20 protein-coding genes are annotated in these 21,048 nt (G+C 55.6%); 15 read left to right on the forward strand and 5 right to left on the reverse strand.

Features of this window, described 5'->3' with window-relative positions; genetic code table 11:
* Window positions 1-139: 139 nt before the first annotated feature.
* From HUV48_RS14455 to HUV48_RS00495, 3 genes are read left to right on the forward strand one after another with little or no spacing between them, the layout of a single operon-like run.
* Window positions 140-274: a hypothetical protein gene (locus tag HUV48_RS14455; RefSeq protein ID WP_263970481.1), complete on the forward strand. Its 135-nt coding sequence runs from the start codon at window positions 140-142 to the stop codon at window positions 272-274.
* Window positions 271-615, forward strand: a complete 345-nt coding sequence (locus HUV48_RS00490; RefSeq protein ID WP_176265824.1) for a hypothetical protein — start codon at window positions 271-273, stop codon at window positions 613-615. The genes HUV48_RS14455 and HUV48_RS00490 overlap by 4 nt, the downstream gene beginning before the upstream one ends.
* 4 nt (window positions 616-619) lie before the next feature.
* A complete protein-coding gene (locus HUV48_RS00495) occupies window positions 620-787 on the forward strand; it encodes a hypothetical protein (protein ID WP_176265825.1) in 168 nt (55 codons plus the stop codon).
* A gap of 249 nt (window positions 788-1,036) precedes the next feature.
* On the opposite strand, the gene HUV48_RS00500 is transcribed toward HUV48_RS00495, so the two are convergent.
* A complete protein-coding gene (locus tag HUV48_RS00500) occupies window positions 1,037-1,945 on the reverse strand; it encodes a hypothetical protein (RefSeq protein ID WP_176265826.1) in 909 nt (302 codons plus the stop codon).
* A gap of 560 nt (window positions 1,946-2,505) precedes the next feature.
* On the opposite strand from HUV48_RS00500, the gene HUV48_RS00505 reads away from it, so the two are divergent.
* On the forward strand, window positions 2,506-3,930 hold the full coding sequence (locus HUV48_RS00505) for a DUF1996 domain-containing protein (protein WP_176265827.1): 1,425 nt from the start codon (window positions 2,506-2,508) through the stop codon (window positions 3,928-3,930).
* A 204-nt stretch (window positions 3,931-4,134) separates the two neighbouring features.
* Here the strand turns inward: HUV48_RS00505 and HUV48_RS00510 are convergent, their stop codons facing one another.
* A complete protein-coding gene (locus HUV48_RS00510; protein WP_176265828.1) occupies window positions 4,135-4,473 on the reverse strand; it encodes a DUF6894 family protein in 339 nt (112 codons plus the stop codon).
* A gap of 532 nt (window positions 4,474-5,005) precedes the next feature.
* Here HUV48_RS00510 and HUV48_RS00515 point away from each other — a divergent pair.
* The 4 genes from HUV48_RS00515 to HUV48_RS00530 all read left to right on the forward strand — a co-directional run bounded on the left by HUV48_RS00515 (window position 5,006) and on the right by HUV48_RS00530 (window position 8,552).
* Window positions 5,006-5,365, forward strand: a complete 360-nt coding sequence (locus tag HUV48_RS00515) for a PilZ domain-containing protein (protein ID WP_176265829.1) — start codon at window positions 5,006-5,008, stop codon at window positions 5,363-5,365.
* Between the two features lie 727 nt (window positions 5,366-6,092).
* Window positions 6,093-7,070, forward strand: a complete 978-nt coding sequence (locus tag HUV48_RS00520; RefSeq protein ID WP_176265830.1) for a sensor histidine kinase — start codon at window positions 6,093-6,095, stop codon at window positions 7,068-7,070.
* Window positions 7,067-7,564, forward strand: coding sequence for a response regulator (locus HUV48_RS00525; RefSeq protein ID WP_217906643.1), 498 nt, complete (start codon window positions 7,067-7,069; stop codon window positions 7,562-7,564). Before HUV48_RS00520 ends, HUV48_RS00525 begins: the two co-directional genes overlap by 4 nt.
* A gap of 202 nt (window positions 7,565-7,766) precedes the next feature.
* Window positions 7,767-8,552, forward strand: a complete 786-nt coding sequence (locus HUV48_RS00530; RefSeq protein ID WP_176265832.1) for a Crp/Fnr family transcriptional regulator — start codon at window positions 7,767-7,769, stop codon at window positions 8,550-8,552.
* Between the two features lie 175 nt (window positions 8,553-8,727).
* On the opposite strand, the gene HUV48_RS00535 is transcribed toward HUV48_RS00530, so the two are convergent.
* Window positions 8,728-9,396: an outer membrane protein gene (locus HUV48_RS00535; RefSeq protein ID WP_176265833.1), complete on the reverse strand. Its 669-nt coding sequence runs from the start codon at window positions 9,394-9,396 to the stop codon at window positions 8,728-8,730.
* A gap of 296 nt (window positions 9,397-9,692) precedes the next feature.
* On the opposite strand from HUV48_RS00535, the gene HUV48_RS00540 reads away from it, so the two are divergent.
* The 4 genes from HUV48_RS00540 to HUV48_RS00555 all read left to right on the forward strand — a co-directional run bounded on the left by HUV48_RS00540 (window position 9,693) and on the right by HUV48_RS00555 (window position 12,374).
* Complete coding sequence (locus HUV48_RS00540; protein WP_176265834.1) at window positions 9,693-10,469, forward strand: hypothetical protein; 777 nt, start codon at window positions 9,693-9,695, stop codon at window positions 10,467-10,469.
* Between the two features lie 91 nt (window positions 10,470-10,560).
* Window positions 10,561-10,977 (forward strand): HIRAN domain-containing protein, encoded by a 417-nt coding sequence (locus HUV48_RS00545; RefSeq protein WP_176265835.1) that lies wholly within the window; start codon window positions 10,561-10,563, stop codon window positions 10,975-10,977.
* A gap of 438 nt (window positions 10,978-11,415) precedes the next feature.
* Window positions 11,416-11,721: a hypothetical protein gene (locus tag HUV48_RS00550; RefSeq protein ID WP_176265836.1), complete on the forward strand. Its 306-nt coding sequence runs from the start codon at window positions 11,416-11,418 to the stop codon at window positions 11,719-11,721.
* A gap of 20 nt (window positions 11,722-11,741) precedes the next feature.
* Complete coding sequence (locus HUV48_RS00555; protein WP_176265837.1) at window positions 11,742-12,374, forward strand: hypothetical protein; 633 nt, start codon at window positions 11,742-11,744, stop codon at window positions 12,372-12,374.
* A 1,011-nt stretch (window positions 12,375-13,385) separates the two neighbouring features.
* Here the strand turns inward: HUV48_RS00555 and HUV48_RS00560 are convergent.
* Window positions 13,386-14,117 carry an FkbM family methyltransferase gene (locus tag HUV48_RS00560; protein WP_176265838.1) on the reverse strand — a complete coding sequence of 244 codons (732 nt, stop codon included), beginning with the start codon at window positions 14,115-14,117 and terminating at the stop codon, window positions 13,386-13,388.
* Window positions 14,118-15,041: 924 nt separating this feature from the next.
* On the opposite strand from HUV48_RS00560, the gene HUV48_RS00565 reads away from it, so the two are divergent.
* From HUV48_RS00565 to HUV48_RS00575, 3 genes are all read left to right on the forward strand, one after another.
* Entirely contained in the window at window positions 15,042-17,021 is a 1,980-nt protein-coding gene (locus HUV48_RS00565) for a protein-L-isoaspartate(D-aspartate) O-methyltransferase (RefSeq protein WP_176265839.1), read from the forward strand.
* A 230-nt stretch (window positions 17,022-17,251) separates the two neighbouring features.
* The gene (locus HUV48_RS00570; protein ID WP_176265840.1) at window positions 17,252-19,654 is read left to right on the forward strand and encodes a PAS domain S-box protein; all 2,403 of its coding nucleotides are present in this window, start codon (window positions 17,252-17,254) and stop codon (window positions 19,652-19,654) included.
* Window positions 19,655-19,848: 194 nt separating this feature from the next.
* A complete protein-coding gene (locus tag HUV48_RS00575; protein WP_176265841.1) occupies window positions 19,849-20,565 on the forward strand; it encodes a Crp/Fnr family transcriptional regulator in 717 nt (238 codons plus the stop codon).
* Between the two features lie 25 nt (window positions 20,566-20,590).
* Here HUV48_RS00575 and HUV48_RS00580 read toward each other — a convergent pair whose 3' ends face one another.
* Window positions 20,591-21,013 carry a DUF6894 family protein gene (locus tag HUV48_RS00580; RefSeq protein ID WP_176265842.1) on the reverse strand — a complete coding sequence of 141 codons (423 nt, stop codon included), beginning with the start codon at window positions 21,011-21,013 and terminating at the stop codon, window positions 20,591-20,593.
* Window positions 21,014-21,048 lie beyond the last annotated feature (35 nt).

The raw sequence follows: 21,048 nt of genomic DNA on the forward strand, positions 1-21,048 counted from the left end.
GCTGGGCGGCGGTGTCGGTGATGGCCTCATAATCGATGATATTTACGGCGGTCGGGCAACTGTCCCGCACGGCTGGACTATGCCGCCTCCGCCTTCGGGTGGAAGCGGCGTCATGCGACCGAATAGATAGGAGGACACGATGCACCAGCCAGTTGAACGGAAAGACGTCTTCAAGCGCGGTTACGTATTTCGGAGCGCTGTCACCGGACGATATGTGACGCGCGCCTATGCGCTGCTGTTCCCCGACAAGACCATGAAGCAGCGCGTCCGATGATCAGGCGGGCAGTCGCGCTCGTCGCCGGGCACTGGCAGATCGCAGTCGGCATCGCCGCACTGCTGATCGCCACGCATCTGCTCGCTTACTGCGGGGGGCGATCGGACGGCACGAACAACGTACTGGCGGAGCAGCGCGAAGCCGAGATCGATCGCCAGCGCCAGACCCGCGAGGCGGACGAAAACGCAGACTCTACCCGTACGCTCGACCAGCAGGAGAATACCGACAATGCACAAGAACGCACCGACGCGATCAATGATGGCGGTCGCATTGGCCTTAACTGCCTGCGCCTGCGAAAGCATTATCGAGAAGCCGATTTACCCGCCGCGTGCAGACGTTGAGGCGGTGACCGAGCGCAAGCCGGTTCCGCCGCTGGAGATCGTCGACGATGACGATGTAGCGGCTCAATACGATGCCGACGTTGAAAGCTGGGGCGAACGTATCTCAGCAGCCGGCACGCGCCTTTGCCAGTGGTTCAACGATCAGGGGGCGGAGTTCGATTGTCGCGAGTAAGCAAGTTATTGTAGGCGATGAACTGGTCGCGATTTCCGCTCTCCAGAACTTGCTTTAGGGTGGTCATCGTGCGATTCTCGCTACATGGAGCGAGCGATGTCAAGGAACGATCATAAACCAGAATCGACCCGCTCTTGGTTGACAGGTCTTGTGGTGATCGTCGCTGTTATCGTTTCCTACATGGGTTTTGCGAGATTGTCCGTTGAGTGGACGCTTGGCATCGCGAGTTTCGTCTTTTTCGGATTAATATTATTCCTTTGGCGCGCTGGCGTCCGGAAACAAAGGGATGGGCGTCCCAGGAGGTAAGGGGCGCAAAACTTTAGTTACCCGATGGGAGCCGATCACAGGCACCCATCCTTCGTTCGTATATTCCTCGCGATATTTTACCTCCACTTTCATCCGAATTCCTTCTGCCAACGTCACTGGCAGGGTCTTGTCGTGAATAGCATCGAGGAAGTGCTGATCCTTCATCAAGGCGCTGAATTCGAGGCCTTCTTTCGCGAAGCGCCACCTTCGTGGTTCGGGTACCAAAGTGGCTTTGATCAAGACCACATTCCAAGTGTCCGTAATGGTTTGAGATGACGGGTCTACAACCGGATCGTCATCGCCGCCCCACAGCCCACTTCGAGAAGCGAATTCGCTTTTCGGTACGGTGTGGACCGTTCCTCCGCCATAAGGTCTGATAATGTCAATTGACCGATAGGCCGGCTCTTCATGAAGAATGCCGTAAAATTCCATTTCGCGCTTCTGGAGGTCGTTAGATTCTCTGAGCAGCTGATTTTGCTCCTCGAAGACGGCCATTTGATCGGGCGGCAAACGGGGGTCATCAGAAAAGCGGTTTTCCAACCCGATGCCGATCATCGTACCGCCAATAAGGCCACCGAGCGTAATTGTGGCCTTACTGACGATTGGGAATTCCGACATCCCCTCAATCAATGTTTCGCCGAAATTCTCGCAAGCCCGCAAAATGAATTTGAATATGTCGCTGCCGTCTTCAACGCCGGACAATCCGACTTCCATCTGGCGGCCGGGCGCGACAATCTCGCCTGCTGTCTTCAGAATAGAGACGTAAGCCGACAGTGCCCGGATGACGTTCTCTGCGTCAGGTGTTTCGCCATCTACGATCTCAAAACGCAGCGTGACGTCAGCTTCGGCCATATAACCCCCTGATAAGATGCGCGGACGCTATGCCGCACTTATCAGAGAGTCAAAGCGGTACGTGACGTTAAAAAATTCCCACGCCGTTAACAGCGAAAGCCCACCGTGGGCGATGGGCTTTCTATCAGTTCACCTGCAATCCACAGTGGGTCACAGTGCAGGATCGCTGACGTCCATCAACGCGGTGTCCGGCTGATCCGTTCCTAGCCGCGTGTATGCGGCTATGTGCAGAAAGCGAGAACCCGCCTTAGGGGGCGGGCTCTCTATCAGCTGATCCTGCGGCCAGAGGGGGTCCTTCTGATGGATCAGCTGGTGCCCGGTAACGTGGCGCCGAACTGATACGTTCCCGCCAGCACACCTGCAATGATGCCCAGAAAGCGAAAGCCCGCCAATGGGAGGCGGGCTTTCTATCAACAAACTTCGCACCCCAGCGGTCTGCCGACTGCCGTCAGAGTATCACCGACCGGACCGGCTGACAATCGGCCTCGAACCACTTTCAATACCGCCACCCGCATCAATCCGCGTTCGCGGCGCGATGCTGCCTGCCTGAAGGAACATACATGAGATTGCTGATGACGATCGCGGCATTGTTTGCCGCCGCCCCTTCGCTCGCCCAGGATTCGCCGCTCGAACGCGCAGAGCAGGGGCGGATTGACCTCAATGAATCGCAGAACGAACTAGCGCAGGCCCGCTACGACTTCGGTCAGGTCGAACCTGAAAACCTGCCGCTGGAGGTCTTCGACGACTGGGCGAAGATGGAAGCCGAAGCCCGAACGGGCGAGCTGGCGCTCCGCCGCGCACTATACGCAGTCGACAAGCTGATCGAAGCACTGCGCGCAGGCGGCGTTAACGTACCTACGCCGGAACCGGAGCCGCTGCCGGACCCGATGCCCGATCCCGAACCGATTCCAAATCCACAGCCTCCGACCGATTCGACAGTCCCGACCAAGGGACTGGCCGCAGTGCAAGACGGCCTCGATTATACGGCGCTCACGTATTCGCATGGACGCATCGCAGGTTCCAGCGCGCCCGACGTCGTCGGCGCGTTCCGCTTCATCTGCGCGCCGGGACAGCTGCGCTACGACGATCCGGTCGTGTTCCCCGGCAAGCCGGGGGCCTCGCACCTGCATCAGTTCTTTGGCAATCTCGAAGCTGATGGAAACTCGACCTACGAAAGCCTGCGCAAGTCGGGCGAAAGCACCTGCACGAGTGACCTGAATAGGTCGGCATACTGGATGCCAGCACTGCTTACAGGCGACGGGCATGTCGTCCGGCCGGAATACTTCTCGATCTACTACAAGCGCCGCCCGCTAGGCGACGCGGCGTTCGAGAACAACGGGACGAAGCCTGCCCGCTTCCCGCGCGGCTTGCGCTATATCTTCGGGTGGGATGCCTACCGCGCTTCGGAGTATCAGAAGCCCAAGGCGAACTTCAAATGCAATCCCGGCGAAGGTGGGTCGTTCAGCGGTACTATGACCGAGGTGCTGGCGCGCTGCCCAGTAGGCGGCGCGTTCTATGCTTCGCTATCATCCCCTAAATGCTGGAACGGCACGGATCTCGACAGCCCTGACCATCAGGCCCACATGACCGGAAGCTACCGCAACCGCGATAGCGGCTACATCGAGGCTTGCCCGTCGACGCATCCGTATATGCTGCCGACGTTCACGATTACGGCCAAGTATGTCGTGCAAGAGGGCGAAGATACGAGCAAGTGGTACTTCGCGAGCGATCCGATGGCACCGGAAGAGTTTCGCGAACCCGGCTACACCCTGCACGCCGACTGGTTCGGGGCATGGAACGATCTGGCGCTGAACACTTGGCAAGAGCATTGCATCGAGAAGATGCTCAATTGCTCGGACTTCAATTTCGGCAACGGGTCGGGCGGCCAGCGTAACGAATATTACCACAACAAGACGTGGAACAACACGCAGCCGGACCGCCCTGCGGTCCCGACGCGCCCAGAAGGCACGACACACGCGCATTGAGGTGGGCGGGGCAGACTAGCCGCCTGCTTGCGGCGTACTGTCCCGCTTTCCGACCTGCAGATAGATACCGTTTAGGGCGCACGTCAAATTGGCGAAGCGCCGGTGTTTTTCTTGGCATACGAGTCGGGATGGTTACGAAGTCTAGCGTTACTATGCGGCACATTGCATCTCCGTTGATGAGACGCACCTAGCGGCCACTCGCGGTTAGAACCGTAAGCGTCCGTTCTCCGCGGGAGCGTCCACGCCAAGCGCAATGAAGGTGAACAACAGACGTCGGTCGCTATCTAATACTTCGACGCGGAGTTCCTCGCCCAGCCATAATAACTGAGGTTTCTCGCTAAGATACTGAGCAGCAAATTTTACCGCTTCGACTCGGGCCTCACAGAGGCTGCTAATATCAACCCCCTGGTTATCCCGGTCAGTGATCGCTCCAGCTATATTGAAAAAATAGCGCAAAGCCGCCCTCGAACTTTGAAGATCAAGTAATAAATGCGCTAATCGACCGGATTCTGCAAGGAATTGAATCTTTTCCAGCGGTACCAATTGCTTGCAACAATAAACGGGCTCGCCGGCGCGGGTCGACTGATTGCCACGGGGCGCGACTCTGATCGGTGCGTAGATGGATGAATGAAGGCCAGCGCGAAGGGTCTGGGCGCTGGCCTTCTAGGAACGCACAGGGGAACAACCCTGTAACCATTGCGATAGCCAGCACCTGTGAAGAAAGGCTAAATCTGCCGGAAAGAAAAACCCCGCTGCGGGGGGCAGCGGGGCTAAGGTAGAAAGAGGTTTATATGTGACCCTTGTCTTGGGAGGCCCGCCGTAGGTCAGCGAGTATGGTGAAGCAAGACCCTCGGGCAATGAAGGCCGGCCTGATTAAGCGACCCGACCGACCTTCACGAACCAGAACAGGAAGATCCTGCTTCAGCTGGCGTAGGGGGTAGGGGTAAACGAACAGTCACGCCAGACCTTTCAGACGAAAATAGCCCGCATAACATTTGCTAAGTGGCCGTGGTACAACGCTTTTGTCCGTTCCAGTTTAACCCCATGGTAAGGGAGCGCACCTAGCCCAGCGTCCATGTTCTCGGTCACCGGCAAAGCTTATAAGGCGGCGTTTCATAACCGCGGCCGCTCGCAGATCCTCCTGACGGGTCTCTTGCAACTCGATGACGAGTGGCGGCAGTTTCGGATCAAGGACATCTCCACAACCGGGCTGAAGGGTAACGGTATCCTCGACCTTCAGGCCGGAATGGACGTGCAGGTCCGCATTCGGAAAAGCGAACCGATCGCCGCCAGTATCGTATGGTCGAACGGAAGCCTGTTCGGACTGCGCTTCGTCCATCCGATCATTCCGGAAGAATTCCGTACCTGTATTACCGGAGAATATAACCCGCCGAGCGAACCGGAAAAACCGATCGCCCCGCGGCGACCGGTCTAGCATTTGAATCGGAAGCAGAGGACGAGCCTTAAGATTGCTGGAAAAAACCCCGCACGAGGGCGGGGCGTTAGTCAGAGCAATTCAGTTCAGAAGCTGTCTAAATACAGCACCGTGATGAATGGCGGGAGTCTGTTAACTTTGTCAGGTGTTCAATAATTAGTGATGAAGGCCAGCGCTGAGGGGGCGGTTGCGCTGGCCTTCTAGGATCACACAACGAACTAACGCTGTAGCAGACGTTCTAAACAGCACTAGTAAATGAACGGTTGAGAAGGTCGCTGCGATTAAATGAGGCCTCGCAAGTGAAGCGGTCTAACATTTACGTCTTCTCGATGCATGATGGTCCATCTAATTTCATCGAATGGAGGCCAGCGCTCAGGTGGAGAGACGCTGACCTCCACATCTAAGCGCAGGATGCATCGCTGCGCCTAACCATCCTTGCGACAGAACTACGTTTCTACACCATAACAAAAGGTGGCGTGTCAGAATAAGACACGGCTTGGTTGGGAAGGGCTGACGAGAAATGAAGGCCGGTTCGGAAATGCGACCCAACCGGCCTTCTCGGGTACGAACAGGAGGAGACCCTGTGCCGACCGTTTTGGACGTGGCGGGTAAAGGAACTTCTCAAGCGAATGCTTTCCTACAGCTTACCGGACTTAGCGGGATCCACGGTATCCTGATCATCACGGCAATCTCATGACATTACGATCTAAGGCGCTATAGAACGGGCATGCTTGATGTGCCTCCTCTGGATATCGACGGTCTAAACGCCGTATTGCACACGGCGCTAGATGCCACCGTGGTGATGGACACAGAGGGAGTCATTCGGGGCTGGAATACGATCGCGGTCCGCGATTTCGGGCATGCCATCGATGATGTAATAGGCAAGCGGATGAGCGAGGTTATCATTCCGCCTCGCTACCGCGAGGCCCATGAGCAGGGCCTCGCACGTTTTCTGGCGTCTGGTGTCGGGCCAGTGCTCGGACAACATTTTGAAATCGAGGCTCTGCACGCAGATGGCTCGGAACTGCCGGTAGAACTGTCGATCACGCATTCAACCCATTTCGGGGAGCCGCTGTTTATCGGATTCATACGCGATATCAGCGAGAGGCGGCGAGCGGAAAAAACGCAGCGCATCATGATTGACGAGCTCAATCACCGTGTGAAGAATGTGCTGGGCGTCGTGTCCGGACTGGCGCAGCAGACGCTCAGGACCGCAAGATCGTTGGATCAATTCGGCGAGGACTTCACCGGCCGTTTGGGGGCACTCGGCCGCAGCCACGAAATCCTCACTTCGGTTAACTGGGAATGTGCTTCTTTAAAAGAACTCGTCCAGGCCATTACCGAGCCGTACGCTGGAGCGAATAGTCAGGTCACTATTACCGGCGAAGCGCTTCTTCTCCCCTCGAAGCACTTTCTGGCCCTCAGCATGATCCTGTATGAACTGCTTACCAATGCCGTGAAATACGGTGCGCTATCTGAGAGCAACGGGCGATTGACGATCCGATGGATGCGAGAGAACGATGACATTCGTCTGGAATGGCAGGAGATACACGGCAACCGAATGGAGAAATCCGATCGACGGGGATTTGGCACACGAATGATCGAGTTCAGTGCAAAGCACGATCTTCAGGGTGAAGCGAATTGGGACTGGTGCGACGGCAAGATGGTATTCAGGCTGGATTTCCCGTACCCGACTGGCCAATGACTGAGATTGTGTTTTCTGAAATACACCGTCGCTTGGTGCTGCCCCTATCTCCGTCCGATCAACGAGGTTCAGGACGGTTCCAGGAGCAGACGACACTCGCCGAACGTTTGCTAGAGACTGAGGTTCTGATCGTCGAAGACGAGATGATAATTGCCTGGCAGATGCGCGATCTTCTCGAAGACATGGGGTTCAGTTCCGTTCGGACGGCGGGCACATATAGCGAGGCGATCACGGCAGCGGAAACTCTCGCTCCTTCCCTACTCATATGCGACGTCAACCTCGGTAGCGGTCCAGACGGAATTGCCACGGCTGCTGATATTGCCCGCATGACGTCGATAAAGCCGATCTTCGTCACCGGTTATGCCGGGGAGCAAATCAACGCCCGCGTCGAGGCGTTCGATCCACGGGCGAAGCTGCTGCGCAAGCCAATACAAGCCAAGAGCCTCAGAGCAGCAATTTACGAGGTCTTGCAGGGCGAGAGTTCACACCACTAACCTATCTATCCACACTGGGCGCTTGCGCGGTAGGCATGTAATTTGGTTGATTATCGGACCGTAAGGCTTTCGTGCGTGATCTGATTTACTCGCTTCATAAGCCACCGAGCGCTCTGATATTCCGAATAACGCCCCTGCCAATTTGGCCGGCCTGTGTTATCTGTTCAGGCCATGGTCTTTACTAGGCATAGTGGGAACTAGGATGGAACAGAACTTACTAGTGCGGAAGTTGGAAGGTTACGGGCCGCTCAGTGTCAATGATAGAATGGTCATTGAAAAAATGACAGCCGCAAACGTGGCGACTTTCCGCGCCAAATCAAATATTCTTGCCGATGGCGAGTGCCCTGAACAGATTCATCTCATTCTTGACGGTTGGGCAGCGCGTTACAAAACGCTGTCGAATGGTAAGCGCCGGATCATGGCATTTCTTATACCTGGAGACTTTTGCCACCTGCACGTTACCGTGCTGAAACAAATGGACCACGGCATCATAGCCCTCACGCCATGTAAGGCAGCTATGCTCGACAGCAGAAAGCTAAGTGACTTAGCGAATAAGCGCCCGAACCTGACGCGGGCGCTCTGGTGGACGACGTTAGTTGACGAAGCGGTATTGCGGCAATGGGTTGTAAATGCAACACGTCCAGCCTTCACTGCGGTCGCACACCTTATGTGTGAACTACATCAACGCTTGAAGTCGATCGGCCTCGTGAAGGACGGGAAGTTTGAACTTCCCCTTACGCAGGCGGAACTAGCTGAGGCAACGGGTATCACGACTGTCCATTTGAACCGTACGTTGAAAGACTTACGGGAAAGTGGTTTGATTGAACTCCGAGCGCACTCACTCTTCATTCCTAATTTCGCTGCGCTGGCAAAAGCTGCCGGGTTTAATGACCGTTACCTGCGCTTGCGGGAAGGAAAGAAGCGCGGGGATGATATCCGCTTGGTAAATGCACTTATAGGGGGGGATTCGCTGGCAGTTCCCAATTAACGAAATTAACTGGGGTAGTGGCTTTATAGGCATTCGCATTCCCGAAAAGTATAGATCACCGCTGAACTTGAAGTGGCGGACATCGGCGGCTCGGATTCCGAACAACTTGCCGAGATGGAATGTAAGGATCTCGCTGCGATAGCGGGGCCGACGCTTCCGCCGGCCCCCGATCAAATTAAAAGCGGAAGCCCAGGCCAGCGACGATCTGGTGACGTTCCAGGTCGAACTCGCCCAATTCCTCTTCAAGATCGACATTGAAGCCGTCGTAATCGAATTCGGAGTCTTGGTAGCTGGTGTACCGGTACTCGATCTTGCCAAGGAAGCCGCCGAACGAACGCTCGTAGCCAACGCCAAGTCTAATGCCGCTGAACCGGAAGTCTGCACTGTCGGACGCCGGCTCGCCGTCCACAGTACCTTCTGCGTCGAGATCCAAGGTCGTGTTTGCGTAACCAGCCTTACCGTAGAACAGGTTCGCACCCGACACGACGCCAATGCGTCCACCGAGATACCAGTTCAGACCATCTTCGAGACTGAGGGTGCCGTCGTAGACGCTGCCATCGATCGTCTCGGTCAGTTCTTCCTCGAACCCGTTTCCAGAGCTCGACACTTCGCCTTCGACGCCGAAGAGGAAGTTGCCGCTCTGAATGTCATATCCGGCTTCAGCACCGTAGAAGATGTCGTCGGTATTACCTTCAAGTTCGTCTTCACCGTCATCGACACTAATGTCGAAGCGATCCCAACCGACGAGAACGCCGGTGCGAAGACCCTCGAAGGTGTCGACTTCCTGTGCGAAGACAGGCGACGAGCACAGGCACAAGCCAGCGCCCAATAGAAGCTTTTTCATGTAGTGAATTCCCCCGTCCGTGATTGGACGGCGTGGCCTTTGCCGAAAATGCTTACGATTCGGATAATCGAATACTGCGACCCTTCAAATTTAGTCGACGAACGACTTGGTGAGGCGGCTATTCCGTCAGTCTCCATTACGAAAGATCGAAAATTTATCTGGCCGAGTTCTCAACCCGATAAGTCCGGCTCTTCAGACGCCCATCTAGTCTTTACACCGAGTCTGCTCAGGCTTCTCCACCAGTCGCTTTGACCAGGAAAGCATTCACCTGAAGTTTGAGGGCGGAGGTGAAAGCTATGCTCAATCAAGATCAACGGGACGCGATCGCGTTTCTAAACTCACACGGCTGGACGGACGTGCGGATTGGAAATGTCGTCGGCCGAACCGATAAGGCGATCTGCCAATACCGGAAATCAAACGGCATTCCTGCAGCGAATTATCGGCACAGAATTGACGATCGCAAGGCTATTAGCATGTACGAGATGGGCGAAACTGACGGCGCAATCGCAAGAGTTTTAGGCGTCGATCAGTCCGCGATATGCTATTGGCGGAAACGCAACGGTTTGAAGGCGAATTTCACCGGCAATGCGCCTCTTCCGAAGCATACAAAGCGGATGGCTAAAGCATTATTGAAGGATGGTGCGTCCAAAACTCAAGTGGCGACCGCCGTTGGTTGCTCGGTCTACAGCGTCCAAAAGATTAGACGCGGCATGACCAGTCCGCACCTTCGCCGGACCGGCTTGAGCAATAAAGATATTAGGCACCGAGTTCGAAAGGATACGAGGCTACTGGAGAAAATCGAGGCGGCGGTCGGCGCCAAGGTTCCTCAAGAGATCAGAGAGCACGCTTCCTACGATATGTACGCTGACCTGTTTGAAGGCGTTCTTTCTGTAGAACTCATTGAAGAGCGCGCCTCTCGCTATCGAAACAAGGCATACTCGATGTGTGGATCGACCTTTGAGCACGCTCGTCTTGATGCAGCAAACGATCAGGGGCTGACCTTATTGGATCGGCTGTCCGACGAACTAACTGAAACTACGGATTATCTCGACGATGCAGACGCGCACTTTTAAGTCGCTTAACTTGTGAAATATGTGGAACAAGGGTTCTCAAATTGCTTCTTTTGCGTCTACCTGATCTCTTTTTGTTCTGGAGAAGATTCGGATGGGGTGGAACGACTTTAGCCTACCAATTTGCGGTTCGCAGTACGAGAACGAGGACGGCACTAGTCGGCAGGAAGAGTTAGCGTTGTGCGCTCCCGGTGACCGGCTGGAGCTAAAACGTGAGCCGGACAATCCGCACGACCCGATGGCAGTCGCTGTGCTCACTGAGCGCAGCGTCTGCGTCGGCTATCTGAACCGGGTGAGGGCAGGGTGGATCGGCAGCAAGATCGATCGGGGTTACGATGTCCGCGCGATCGTTGAACGGGTGCGGGGCAGGTCCATGAAAGGGGTACCGCTCGACGTCATCTTGCGGATCAATATGGACGGCGAAAATCCGGAACTACCGGACAGCGGGATGCAGACACTGGTCGATCAAGTTTTGATGCGGGACCGGGATTCGAACATGGTACCGCAATGAAACATGGTATGATTTATGGTATTTTACAGCACTCATGATTTAGAAGCATTCTAAAACAGGCCGATAACGAGAATGTGCGGTTTCCACCCTCTCCGCCACGGGCTTCTAGAACCCGCAGAAATCCTAGAGATCGCTGATTTCCTTCGCTTTTCAAACTGCCTCAAGTACAAACGGCAGGTACACATGGCGATTAGCATGGCGAAGCTGACTCGAACCCCCACAGGTCTCTGGACGTCCCGGAAGGTGATCCCTGCGGACGTGCGAACTGCGTACGGGAAGCGCGAAGAGAAACCGACTTGGCCTGCAACTCTGACGCAAGGGCAAGCACGAGCGGAGTTTGGCGCTTGGCTTATTGCGGTAGAGGAGCGGATCGCCGCTCTGCGTTCTACAAGTGACGACGGCCCAAGTGTAGATCTCACGGAACGACAGTCGCGAGCATTGGCTGGGAGATGGTACGGGCAGCTCAAGGTAGAGTATGGCGATGACCCGGGCGACGAGATTGGCTGGGAGGTGCAGCGCGAGGAACTCTATCCCTTGGATGAGGACAGGTTGGGCGCTAACAGCAACGCCCCTTTCGAGGGCCCTTGGAGGATCACGCCCTATCTCCGCAAGGAAGCCAGCCGCCTACTGGAAGCCGAGTCCTTAAGGGTTTCCGAAAAGGCTGAAGAGCGTCTGCAGCAGGACATGGCAGACCTCTTCATTTCATTCTGTGATCTGATGTCGCGGCGCGCTCGCGGCGACTAGCCGCCGCGCTGGAATGCTCATTGCACGACCTCTTCCCCGATCTCGCACGTGCGTCTGGAAATGGAGGTTCGAAGGTTCCCGACAATGACGATGATGACCGATTTGCTGCAGCGGGTCTTGAACTGGACCCATCTCTCCATACAGTTGAGGTAGGATTGAAGGGTGGGCGTTGTTTCAACTTCTTTGTCAGTGCGCGAGAGGCGTCTAGAATCCGAAGCTGCCTGCTTTCGGAGACCAACAGCGACTTTCTGATCATTGACACACCCAGCCATCGGTATGCGCTGAACTATGACGCTGTTGCTTTCAGCCGCCTGCTCTTTGACCCATTTGTAGAAGTGCCCGAGGTGGAAGTCAGAGAAGGTGAAGGCATGAAGGTCTGGTTCAATGACCAACAGGAGCCATTCGAAGTTGGCATTGACCCCGACGACCGCCGACAGGGTGATGAGGATGACATTGGAAATCTGCAGGGGCTCTTTTTCGATCTTGAGCAACCCTACAGTGAAGAGAAGTCTGCACTGTTTGAGGACGAAGACGGTGAAGAAGTGATTCTTTTTCGCTCTGCCGTAGCGCTGTTGTCTGTTCCACAGGAATACGTGCGCCCTGAACTGCTCGATGCTCAAATCGAAGGAATGGAAGAGGAAGTCGCCTTCTAGCTATCCGAAAGATTGGCATCGCTGCCTAGCAGCGGTACAATCGTGAGGTACAAACGAACTAGAAACGCAGCTTATAAAGGCGCGAAAATCAGCCATTTTAGAGGGTGCGGACGAGAGTCCCACCCTCTCCGCCATTCACTCCCAGCACTTCGTTGCCGAGCGCGCCAAAGCAACGCGCCAAAGTGCGCCACCACGCAGCCGTTACCTATCCAATCCTCCAGTCTTCATGGGTGAACCGCGGAAGAGCGAGAGCTTGGGGCGGTCGGCATGGGAAGCCGTTATCCTGATATCCGCACGGTCAGGCGAGGTGCGGCTGGTAACGTGGAGCGAGCGGGACTTAGATGCCGCCACCTGGACTATTCCAGGCGAACCTATCGAGGGAGCGAGGTTATCAGCCGGTCCGGTTTTGAAACAGAGAGGGCGGAAGCGACCGGTCCGCTATTGGAAGAAGCTGCAAGCGCCGCCGCGAATATCCGATTAGGAGTGGTTAGCCGACATTGAGTTTTCCGCCTTCATACTATGGCCTAAAGTTCTTTTGGCACCTTGCCAGACGTTTCAACACAAGTTTTAGGTAAGGTAAATCGCATCTAGTTGTGGGCTATTTCTGGTATTTGCATTGCTTCAAATGACCGTTCCTCATTGTTCGCTCACCGCCAGCAGATTAAGTAACCCTATAATCGAATATAGCTTATTAAATTGACAGCACTCTAGAGTTTTTGAACTTGGCAAAAGAGTTCCACACCGGTTTCAGATAGACGTCGCGCCCATTGCAGAGCGCGACGTTGAGCAGCCTGTTGCTTCGCCTAGGTTTTGTGCATGCGCAGCTAGTTTACTTAACAAAAGCTTTCACTGGAATCGCCCAGCATCTGAAAGGGCTGTTACCAGCCAGCCCGTTGAAAGCGTTGGAACCTAAATAAGGTCTATCTGCTTTTGGTCGTTATCTCACAAGTAGCAAAGTCCTGCGAACGGGTGATAAGCGGTCGCCAAGTAATCGTTCAAATGCAGATGTGTCTAGTGATCCATTTGCAACTTCGGTTTAGCGAAGCAAACACTCCCACCGCTCACAAATAGTGTTTCGTATCCGTGCTTCGCGAATTTCTCGCGCCGCTTCGAGGTCGAGCCCCATACTTCATTGTCCTCAAAAAGAATGACGTCGATGGGAAATCGGTCGAGGTCCAATGCGTCAACCAATTCACCATCTAGTCCTTCAACATCAATGTTGAGAAAATTCACCTCTGGCAACTCAGCAAGCAGTTCGTTGATCCCTAGAATGGGAACTCGTGCCACGGTATATTCGCCGAACCCTTTCACAGTCCGATACATTTCCGCAGTAACACGGTCTAGTGTGTCAATATCGGACCATCCTCCATGTCCTCCGAACTTGAAAACTTCCATTGATTCTCGCCCAATACCGTGCCCCACAATCGCCTTTAGTATAGCATTACATCGCGAACCTCTTGCTTTGTTGAAGAGATCGACTTTGTGTTGATCTATGTCCACCGCACAACCGCGCCAGCCCCTTTTATGCAGTAAGTAGGTGTTCGAGATATGCTTGGGGTGATAGCATCCAATATCAAGATAAAATCCCGGTTCAGAAAAGTAGCCAGAAACGAGTAAGTCTTCTCCTTTTTGAGCATAAGATTTAATTGGTTTTGCAAAGAAACCCTTTACATACCCACGAAAAAAACCAAGCAGTCGACTTCCGATGTACGATCGGCGGACTTCGGAACTGAATCTACTCATTAATAAGACACCTCAGCGCGCGTTGAAGGACGAAATTTAGCCTTCGCCTAACACGTTTTTAATAGCGATCGAACTGCTATCAAGTCGTGGGCAAATGGGAACGGAAGCAGTCGAATTTGCTTCCGGCGAAGAGGTTATTTGGCGATAATGCTCGTATTACTCAAGCTTGTATTTGGAAACATGACAGGCCCCGATGGAGACTAAATGTTTCCAGTGGAATCGGCTGCTGACTGTCCGCTTATCGAAGACGGCAAGAAGCCTGCATTTGCATTCCCAGCCGTTCCAAATGTCGATTTATCCGAGGTATTTCGGAAAAATGTTTGGCGTCAAAGAGGGTATTGAGGCAACCTTGTCGAATGGAGGGGGTTGGATCGGGCAGAACAGGCGGGCGGCCAACAGCAGATAACTCGCTGCGCATCGATCCGGCATAAGCGCTGCGAACGGATCGAGTGGGCGAAGGTTCGATTAGCTACGCCGCCAAAATATACGAACCGGGGCAGGAACGGCTGGAATTGACGTTCACGAATACCCGGGACGGCAGCCGCGAAGAAAAGAGCGGCACCCCCTGCCAAACTAAAGATGTTGGCTTTCGTTAGCCTATTGAAACCGATTTAACCCCTTCGCAGCGACGTAATCGGCGCACCACCAGCTGGGGTGTTTGGCGCTGCCCATTATCGGCTACGGAATTGTCCAAACTACCAATCCACTTGCTCGCATAGGATGAAGAGGCAGTAGCGGGGCGGTATCGTAGGAAATGTGGGAGGGATTTCAGCGTTCGACAACGTAACAATTAAATCAGCCTTCTATGAAGCTTGTTGTGCGGACAACCTCTCCGCCAATTCTCTGATTTGAAACGACACTTATCGGAGGCAGGACGACGGCAATCGCGGCGGACCCATTAGTTAGTCCGTTGGTTATTAAAGCATGGACGAAGCAAAGGACTCTTCGAACAAGCGCGAAGCGATGGTGCAGCGACAGATCGCCGACAGGGGCATCGACGATCCATTGATTTTGGCGGCCTTCCGAACCGTACCGCGCGAACACTTCCTGCCGGAAAATCTGTCGGAATTTGCCTACGACGATGGGCCACTGCCAATCGGCGAAGGACAGACGATCAGCCAACCGTTCATCGTCGCTTGTATGATCGACGCTGCGGAAATTGGCTATCAAGATCGGGTGCTGGAGGTGGGTGCTGGATCAGGGTACGCCGCCGCAATTATTTCCCGCATTGCCGACGAGGTAATCGGGATCGAAAGGCACGAGGTCTTGGCGCGAGAAGCCTCGAGCCGGGTGAAGGCTCTGGACTACGAAAACTGCAATATCATCGCGGGCGACGGAACGAAGGGTTTGCCGGAGAAGGCCCCGTTCGACGCCATTCTTGTTGCCGCGCGCACCGACGAAGTACCGAAAGCACTGTGCGATCAACTCGCACTCGGCGGAAGATTGATTGTACCTTTCGGCGGCGAGGACATGCAGCAATTGCGCTGCATCGAAAGAGTTGCCGAGGATCGATGGGAGAGCCGCGATATTACTCCGGTTCGCTTTGTCCCCTTACTCCGGGGTGTCATACCGGCTGATGGTGCTCAAACGGCATCGGACCACCGGCCCGCCCGCGACCTCTCCACTCTTGCATTGATAGGGCAGAGTTGCACTCCGCTTCCGGAACTGACGAGTCAAGACTTCGCCGCTTCATTTGATCGGTATGCGAACAAGCGGATCGTCATGCTCGGCGAAAGCAGTCACGGCACGCATGAATTCTATGCCGCTCGCGCTGCAATAACGCAGCGGCTGGTCGAACGGCACGGCTTCGATATCGTCGCAGTCGAGGCCGACTGGCCCGACGCCGCTGTCTACAACCGCTACATACGCGGCGAAAAAGCAGGCGCAGAGCCAGCCAATCCGTTCCAGCGTTTTCCAACCTGGATGTGGCGCAACGCTGTCATGCCCGGATTTCTCAACGGCCTGAAGCGAATCAATTCCGATCGGCCCGAGGGCAAGAAAGTCGGGTTTTACGGGCTCGATATATATAACATGTCGGGTTCGATTGAAGCGGTTCTGGCGTACCTTGACGCGCATGATCCGCAAGCCGCGCAGGTCGCGCGAGAGCGATATGGGTGCCTGACACCGTGGCAATCCGATCCAGCTACGTACGGACGCGCCGCCCTGACCAAAGGCTTCGCCGAGTGCGAGGATGCTGTCGTCGCTCAGTGCCGCGAACTGCTGGAACAGGGAATTAATGGCGAGAGCGAATCTTTCTCGGCTGCAATGAACGCGCGCTTGGTCGCCTCTGCCGAGCGGTATTACCGCATCATGTATCATGGTGGGCGAGAAAGCTGGAACCTGCGCGACAGCCACATGGCCGATACGCTCGAACACCTGTTAGACAACGGCGGTCCTCAGTCCAAGGCCGTGGTATGGGCTCACAACAGCCATATCGGCGATGCGCGGGCTACCGACATGGGTGCCGTGCGCGGGGAGCATAACATCGGGCAGCTTGCCCGTGAACGCTGGGGTGACGACGACGTTGCCCTGATAGGATTCGGGACGCACACCGGCACGGTCAGTGCCGCTTCCGATTGGGATGGAGAACGGGAGGTCAAACGCATAAACCCCTCAAGGCGAGACAGCTACGAAAGGTTGTGCCACGATAGCGGTGTCGAACGCTTCCTTTTGGATTTATCCGCTGATCCTGCAGTGACGGACAGGCTGAGCGATCCGCGGTTGGAGCGCTTCATCGGCGTGATTTACCGCCCGGAAACCGAACGCTGGAGCCATTACAGCGATGCTGTCCTGCCGCGCCAGTTCGACGCCTGGTGCTGGTTCGACGAAACTACCGCTCTGGAACCGCTTGCGAAGCATGAGCCGGGCGCGGGAGCCGCAGAAACCTTCCCGTTCGGTCTGTAATTCGCCAGTTATTTCGTGGCTTGCACCAACTCGCGCGTCATCGGCCTCTCATTTGTATGGAAAAACCGTTAGGCAATGAGAGCGTGCTTGCACCCGGCAGCTATTTTCAGGAAAGCAGCGAATTGACTTGGGTCTGATCGTCCCAGAGATAAAAGCCATGAGAGAAAAGTTTTCGATGTCTCGAAGCCGGGTGGTCTGGACACTTAGCAGACCAAGGGGAACTGCACACAATGCCTGAATCGAAGACCCTGAGTGCACAGCGGCTGGGCCGGATCGTCGACGAAGCCGCCTCTGAAGTCTACGTCTTCAGTGCGGAGGACTTCCGCTTCCTGTTGGTGAACCGGGGCGCGCGCGAAAACCTCGGAATGAGCGCCGAAGACCTGACGCATATGCGCCCTTGGGACCTTAAGCCCGAATATTCGGAAGAGCAATTCAGGCAGATGGTCCAGCCGCTGCTGAAGGGCGAGACGGGCAAACTGTTGTTCGAGACCGTTCACCAGCGCAGCGACGGTTCGACTTACGACGTCGACGTTACCTTGCAACTTATCACAAGCAGTGACGAGCCACTGTTCTATGCCGCGATCAGAGACGTGACCGATCAGAAAAACGTTTATCGCGACCTGGAGGCTGCGACTGCTCGACTGGATGCGATCCTGAACAATACCACCATGGCCGTGTTCATGATGGACGACCGTCAGCACTGCTCTTTCATGAACAGGGCGGCGGAAGAGATGACCGGCTTTACCTTCGAAGAAACGCAGAGCCGCCCTCTGCATGACGTGATCCACTATCAGCACCCGGACGGGTCTCCGTTTCCCATTGAGGAATGCCCGATCGATCGGGCTTTTCCGGAAGATTACCAGACGCAGGGCGAAGAGGTTTTCATCCATAAGGACGGCCACTTCTACAACGTGGGTTTCACGGCTTCGCCGATGAAGGACAGCGCAGGCAAGACTGTCGGCACGGTGATCGAGGCGCGGAACATCGACGATGAACTGGAGGCGCGAGCAGCGCTCAGTTCGTTCAACGAGGAACTGCGCAGCCGGGTCGACGAGGCTATGGCGGAACGCGAACAGCTCGAAGCGCAACTCGTGCAGGCGCAGAAGATGGAGGCGATCGGACAGCTGACCGGCGGGATCGCGCACGACTTCAACAATCTGTTGCAGGTCATCGGAGGCAATCTGCAGCTGCTCAAATCCGATCCGGCGATTGCCGGCAGGAACGCCGACCGTGTGGACCATGCCATATCCGGTGTGGAACGGGGCGCCAATCTCGCAACGCAGTTGCTTGCGTTCGGACGACAGCAGCCGCTTAGTCCGGAGCCGGTTAATGCCGGACGGGTTATCCGCGGAATGGACGACATGTTCCGCCGCACGCTTGGCGAGACGGTGGAGATCGAAACCGTTGTCGGTGCAGGTTTGTGGAACTGCTTGGTCGATCCGCGCCATCTCGAGAATGTGCTTCTCAACCTCGTGATCAATGCCCGCGACGCCATGGGGGGCGAAGGCAAGCTGACCGTGGAGGCGGGCAACGCCTCGCTCGACGACGAATATATCCAGGCGAACCCGGAGGCGCAGGCCGGCCAGTACGTGATGCTGTGCGTGACCGACGACGGCTGCGGCATCTCCAAGGAGGATCTGGCCAAGGTCTTCGAACCCTTCTTTACTACGAAGGAGACGGGCAAGGGAACAGGACTGGGTCTGTCGATGGTGTTCGGCTTCGTCAAACAGTCCGGGGGGCATATCGCGATATACAGTGAGGTAGGCGAAGGCACGACGGTGCGCATCTACCTGCCGCGAACTCGTGCCGAAGAACCGTCAGGCCGCCGTCAGTCGGACCTGGTCCTCGCGCCTGGCAACAACGAAGTGGTCCTCGTGGTCGAAGACGATGAGGAAGTCCGCGCCACGGTAATGGAAATGCTATCGAGCCTCGGATACCGTGTTATCGAGGCGGAGAACGCGGAGGCCGCTCTTGCGATCGTGAATTGCGGGATAACGATCGACCTGCTCTTTACCGATGTCGTCATGCCGGGTGAACTCAAGTCGACCGAACTTGCCAGAATGGCGCAGAAACGTTTGCCCGATCTCGCCGTTCTGTTCACCTCGGGCTATACCCAGAACGCCATAGTCCATGCTGGCCGGTTGGATGAGGGCGTCGAACTCATCAGCAAACCATACACGGCGGAGCGGCTCAGCCAGAAAATCCGCTCGGTGCTGGCGAAGTCGGGACGATCCGCTCATGATGGGTCCGAGGGGCCGTCCGCAGCTTCTTCGAGCAACGAAACGGCAAATAAAGCCGAATCCTTGCGCATTCTGGTGGTCGAAGACGAGATTCTCATCAGGATGTCGCTAGTAGAGCTACTGGAAGAACTCGGACACGAAATCGTCGAAGCCGGATCGCTGCAGGAGGCGAGGCAGAAGGTTGCCGATGGCGATTTCGCCATGGTCATAACCGACTTGAGCTTGCCTGACGGGAAAGCGGCGTCGTTCGTGCTGGAACTTATGGATGCGGCGGAGGACCCGCAGATCATCATCGCCACCGGCGGCGTAGTTCCCGACGAGCTCGCGCCCTACAAATTACCGGTATTGCGAAAACCCTTTACGGATCACCACGTTCGCGAACTCGTAGGATAAACGAGTTCGGGCGCACTGCGATCGTCGGTCGAGCCCCTGGTCTCGCTTTCGATCACTGAAGGTAAAGATGATAGGCGGCGCGGCTGTTTGGCTCACGCGAACATAGTCCTGCCGATCTAGTGAAGCACGCTACCATAACTTAAATCAGTTACAGGCTGCTTGCCCGTCGATGTTGGTTACAGCATGACTTGCTGATGAACACTATTTCGGACGTCTTCTCTTTCAATCTCGCGCGCTGCGGGTTTTTGACTACGGAAGATCGCATTTCGCTCGACGAAGCAGCGAACAAAAACGTCAGCAACGTTAGAGCCAGATCGGACCTGATGTGCGAAGGGGACCGCGCCCAGACGGTTAAAGTCGTGCTCGACGGCTGGGTCGCGGCTTACAAGCAACTTTCGGATGGCCACCGTCAGATACTGGCTTTGCTGCTTCCGGGAGACATGTGCGCGGCAAACGCATTCGTGGTCGAGCGGATGGATTATTCCCTCGGTACGCTCACGCCCGTACGCTATGCCGAGATTCGGCGCGAAGATTTCGAAGAACTGTTCGAAAACAATTCTCGCATCTTGCGGGCCTTCTGGTGGAAGGAGATGGTCACGGCTTCGATCCAGCGGGAATGGACTGCAAATGTCGGCCAGCGTCTCGCTACCGCGCGTATCGCTCACCTGTTTTGCGAAACCCATGCACGGCTCGACTGCCGGAACCTGGCGCGCGGGAATGCGATCGATTTTCCGCTAACGCAGTCGGATATCGGCGAGGCGACCGGACTGACCGCCGTGCATGTCAATCGCTGCATGCAGAGCTTGCGGGCCGAAAAGCTTGTCGAGTTGCGTAATAGGGAACTGATCCTTCCCAATCCGGAAAGGCTACGCAAAATCGCGATGTTCGACCCTGCTTATTTGCACGCATAGGGTCACTGGCCGCTGGCGGGCAGGCTCAATACGCTTCCTTGTTTCTCCGGCTATCGAGTTGGCGTAATAACAGCCGGGCTTCTTCGAGCGACCTGCGGGCTGCTGAAATTTCACTATGCAAATCGGTTCTGGCACGCGCGGCGCGCCGATGGGTTTCACCAAGTTGATCGCATATCGCGGCATCAAAGCGAAGTGAGCGAACCGAAGCAGGCGGGCACCTGTCGAACAGCTCTGTGAAGGGTAGGTCCAGCAACTCGCGGCCGGCCGCATCTTCGATGCTGAAGCGGCAGCGTCTGGGATCGCGCCCTGCATGCAGAAGTTCGAACCACAAGGCTTCGCATCCCGCCCTGGCTTCGAGATAGGCGTGCTCAACGCTGGGCAGTTCGAGACCCGTTTCGTCGCGGTCCATCAGGTCGCCGTCGATGAGATGGAAGAAGAAGATGGCCATGAGCGTAATTTGCCTTATCGAAATTATCGCGCAAT

This window comes from Qipengyuania atrilutea (assembly GCF_013370205.1).
Classification (GTDB): Bacteria; Pseudomonadota; Alphaproteobacteria; order Sphingomonadales; family Sphingomonadaceae; genus Actirhodobacter; species Actirhodobacter atriluteus.

Bases quoted from the DNA above. Each gene is read 5' to 3' on its own strand.
- HUV48_RS14455 (WP_263970481.1), top strand. From the start codon at position 140: ATGCACCAGCCAGTTGAACGGAAAGACGTCTTCAAGCGCGGTTACGTA.
- HUV48_RS00490 (WP_176265824.1), top strand. From the start codon at position 271: ATGATCAGGCGGGCAGTCGCGCTCGTCGCCGGGCACTGGCAGATCGCA.
- HUV48_RS00500 (WP_176265826.1), bottom strand. From the start codon at position 1,945: ATGGCCGAAGCTGACGTCACGCTGCGTTTTGAGATCGTAGATGGCGAA.
- HUV48_RS00505 (WP_176265827.1), top strand. From the start codon at position 2,506: ATGAGATTGCTGATGACGATCGCGGCATTGTTTGCCGCCGCCCCTTCG.
- HUV48_RS00515 (WP_176265829.1), top strand. From the start codon at position 5,006: ATGTTCTCGGTCACCGGCAAAGCTTATAAGGCGGCGTTTCATAACCGC.
- HUV48_RS00520 (WP_176265830.1), top strand. From the start codon at position 6,093: ATGCTTGATGTGCCTCCTCTGGATATCGACGGTCTAAACGCCGTATTG.
- HUV48_RS00525 (WP_217906643.1), top strand. From the start codon at position 7,067: ATGACTGAGATTGTGTTTTCTGAAATACACCGTCGCTTGGTGCTGCCC.
- HUV48_RS00530 (WP_176265832.1), top strand. From the start codon at position 7,767: ATGGAACAGAACTTACTAGTGCGGAAGTTGGAAGGTTACGGGCCGCTC.
- HUV48_RS00535 (WP_176265833.1), bottom strand. From the start codon at position 9,396: ATGAAAAAGCTTCTATTGGGCGCTGGCTTGTGCCTGTGCTCGTCGCCT.
- HUV48_RS00540 (WP_176265834.1), top strand. From the start codon at position 9,693: ATGCTCAATCAAGATCAACGGGACGCGATCGCGTTTCTAAACTCACAC.
- HUV48_RS00545 (WP_176265835.1), top strand. From the start codon at position 10,561: ATGGGGTGGAACGACTTTAGCCTACCAATTTGCGGTTCGCAGTACGAG.
- HUV48_RS00560 (WP_176265838.1), bottom strand. From the start codon at position 14,117: ATGAGTAGATTCAGTTCCGAAGTCCGCCGATCGTACATCGGAAGTCGA.
- HUV48_RS00565 (WP_176265839.1), top strand. From the start codon at position 15,042: ATGGACGAAGCAAAGGACTCTTCGAACAAGCGCGAAGCGATGGTGCAG.
- HUV48_RS00570 (WP_176265840.1), top strand. From the start codon at position 17,252: ATGCCTGAATCGAAGACCCTGAGTGCACAGCGGCTGGGCCGGATCGTC.
- HUV48_RS00575 (WP_176265841.1), top strand. From the start codon at position 19,849: ATGAACACTATTTCGGACGTCTTCTCTTTCAATCTCGCGCGCTGCGGG.
- HUV48_RS00580 (WP_176265842.1), bottom strand. From the start codon at position 21,013: ATGGCCATCTTCTTCTTCCATCTCATCGACGGCGACCTGATGGACCGC.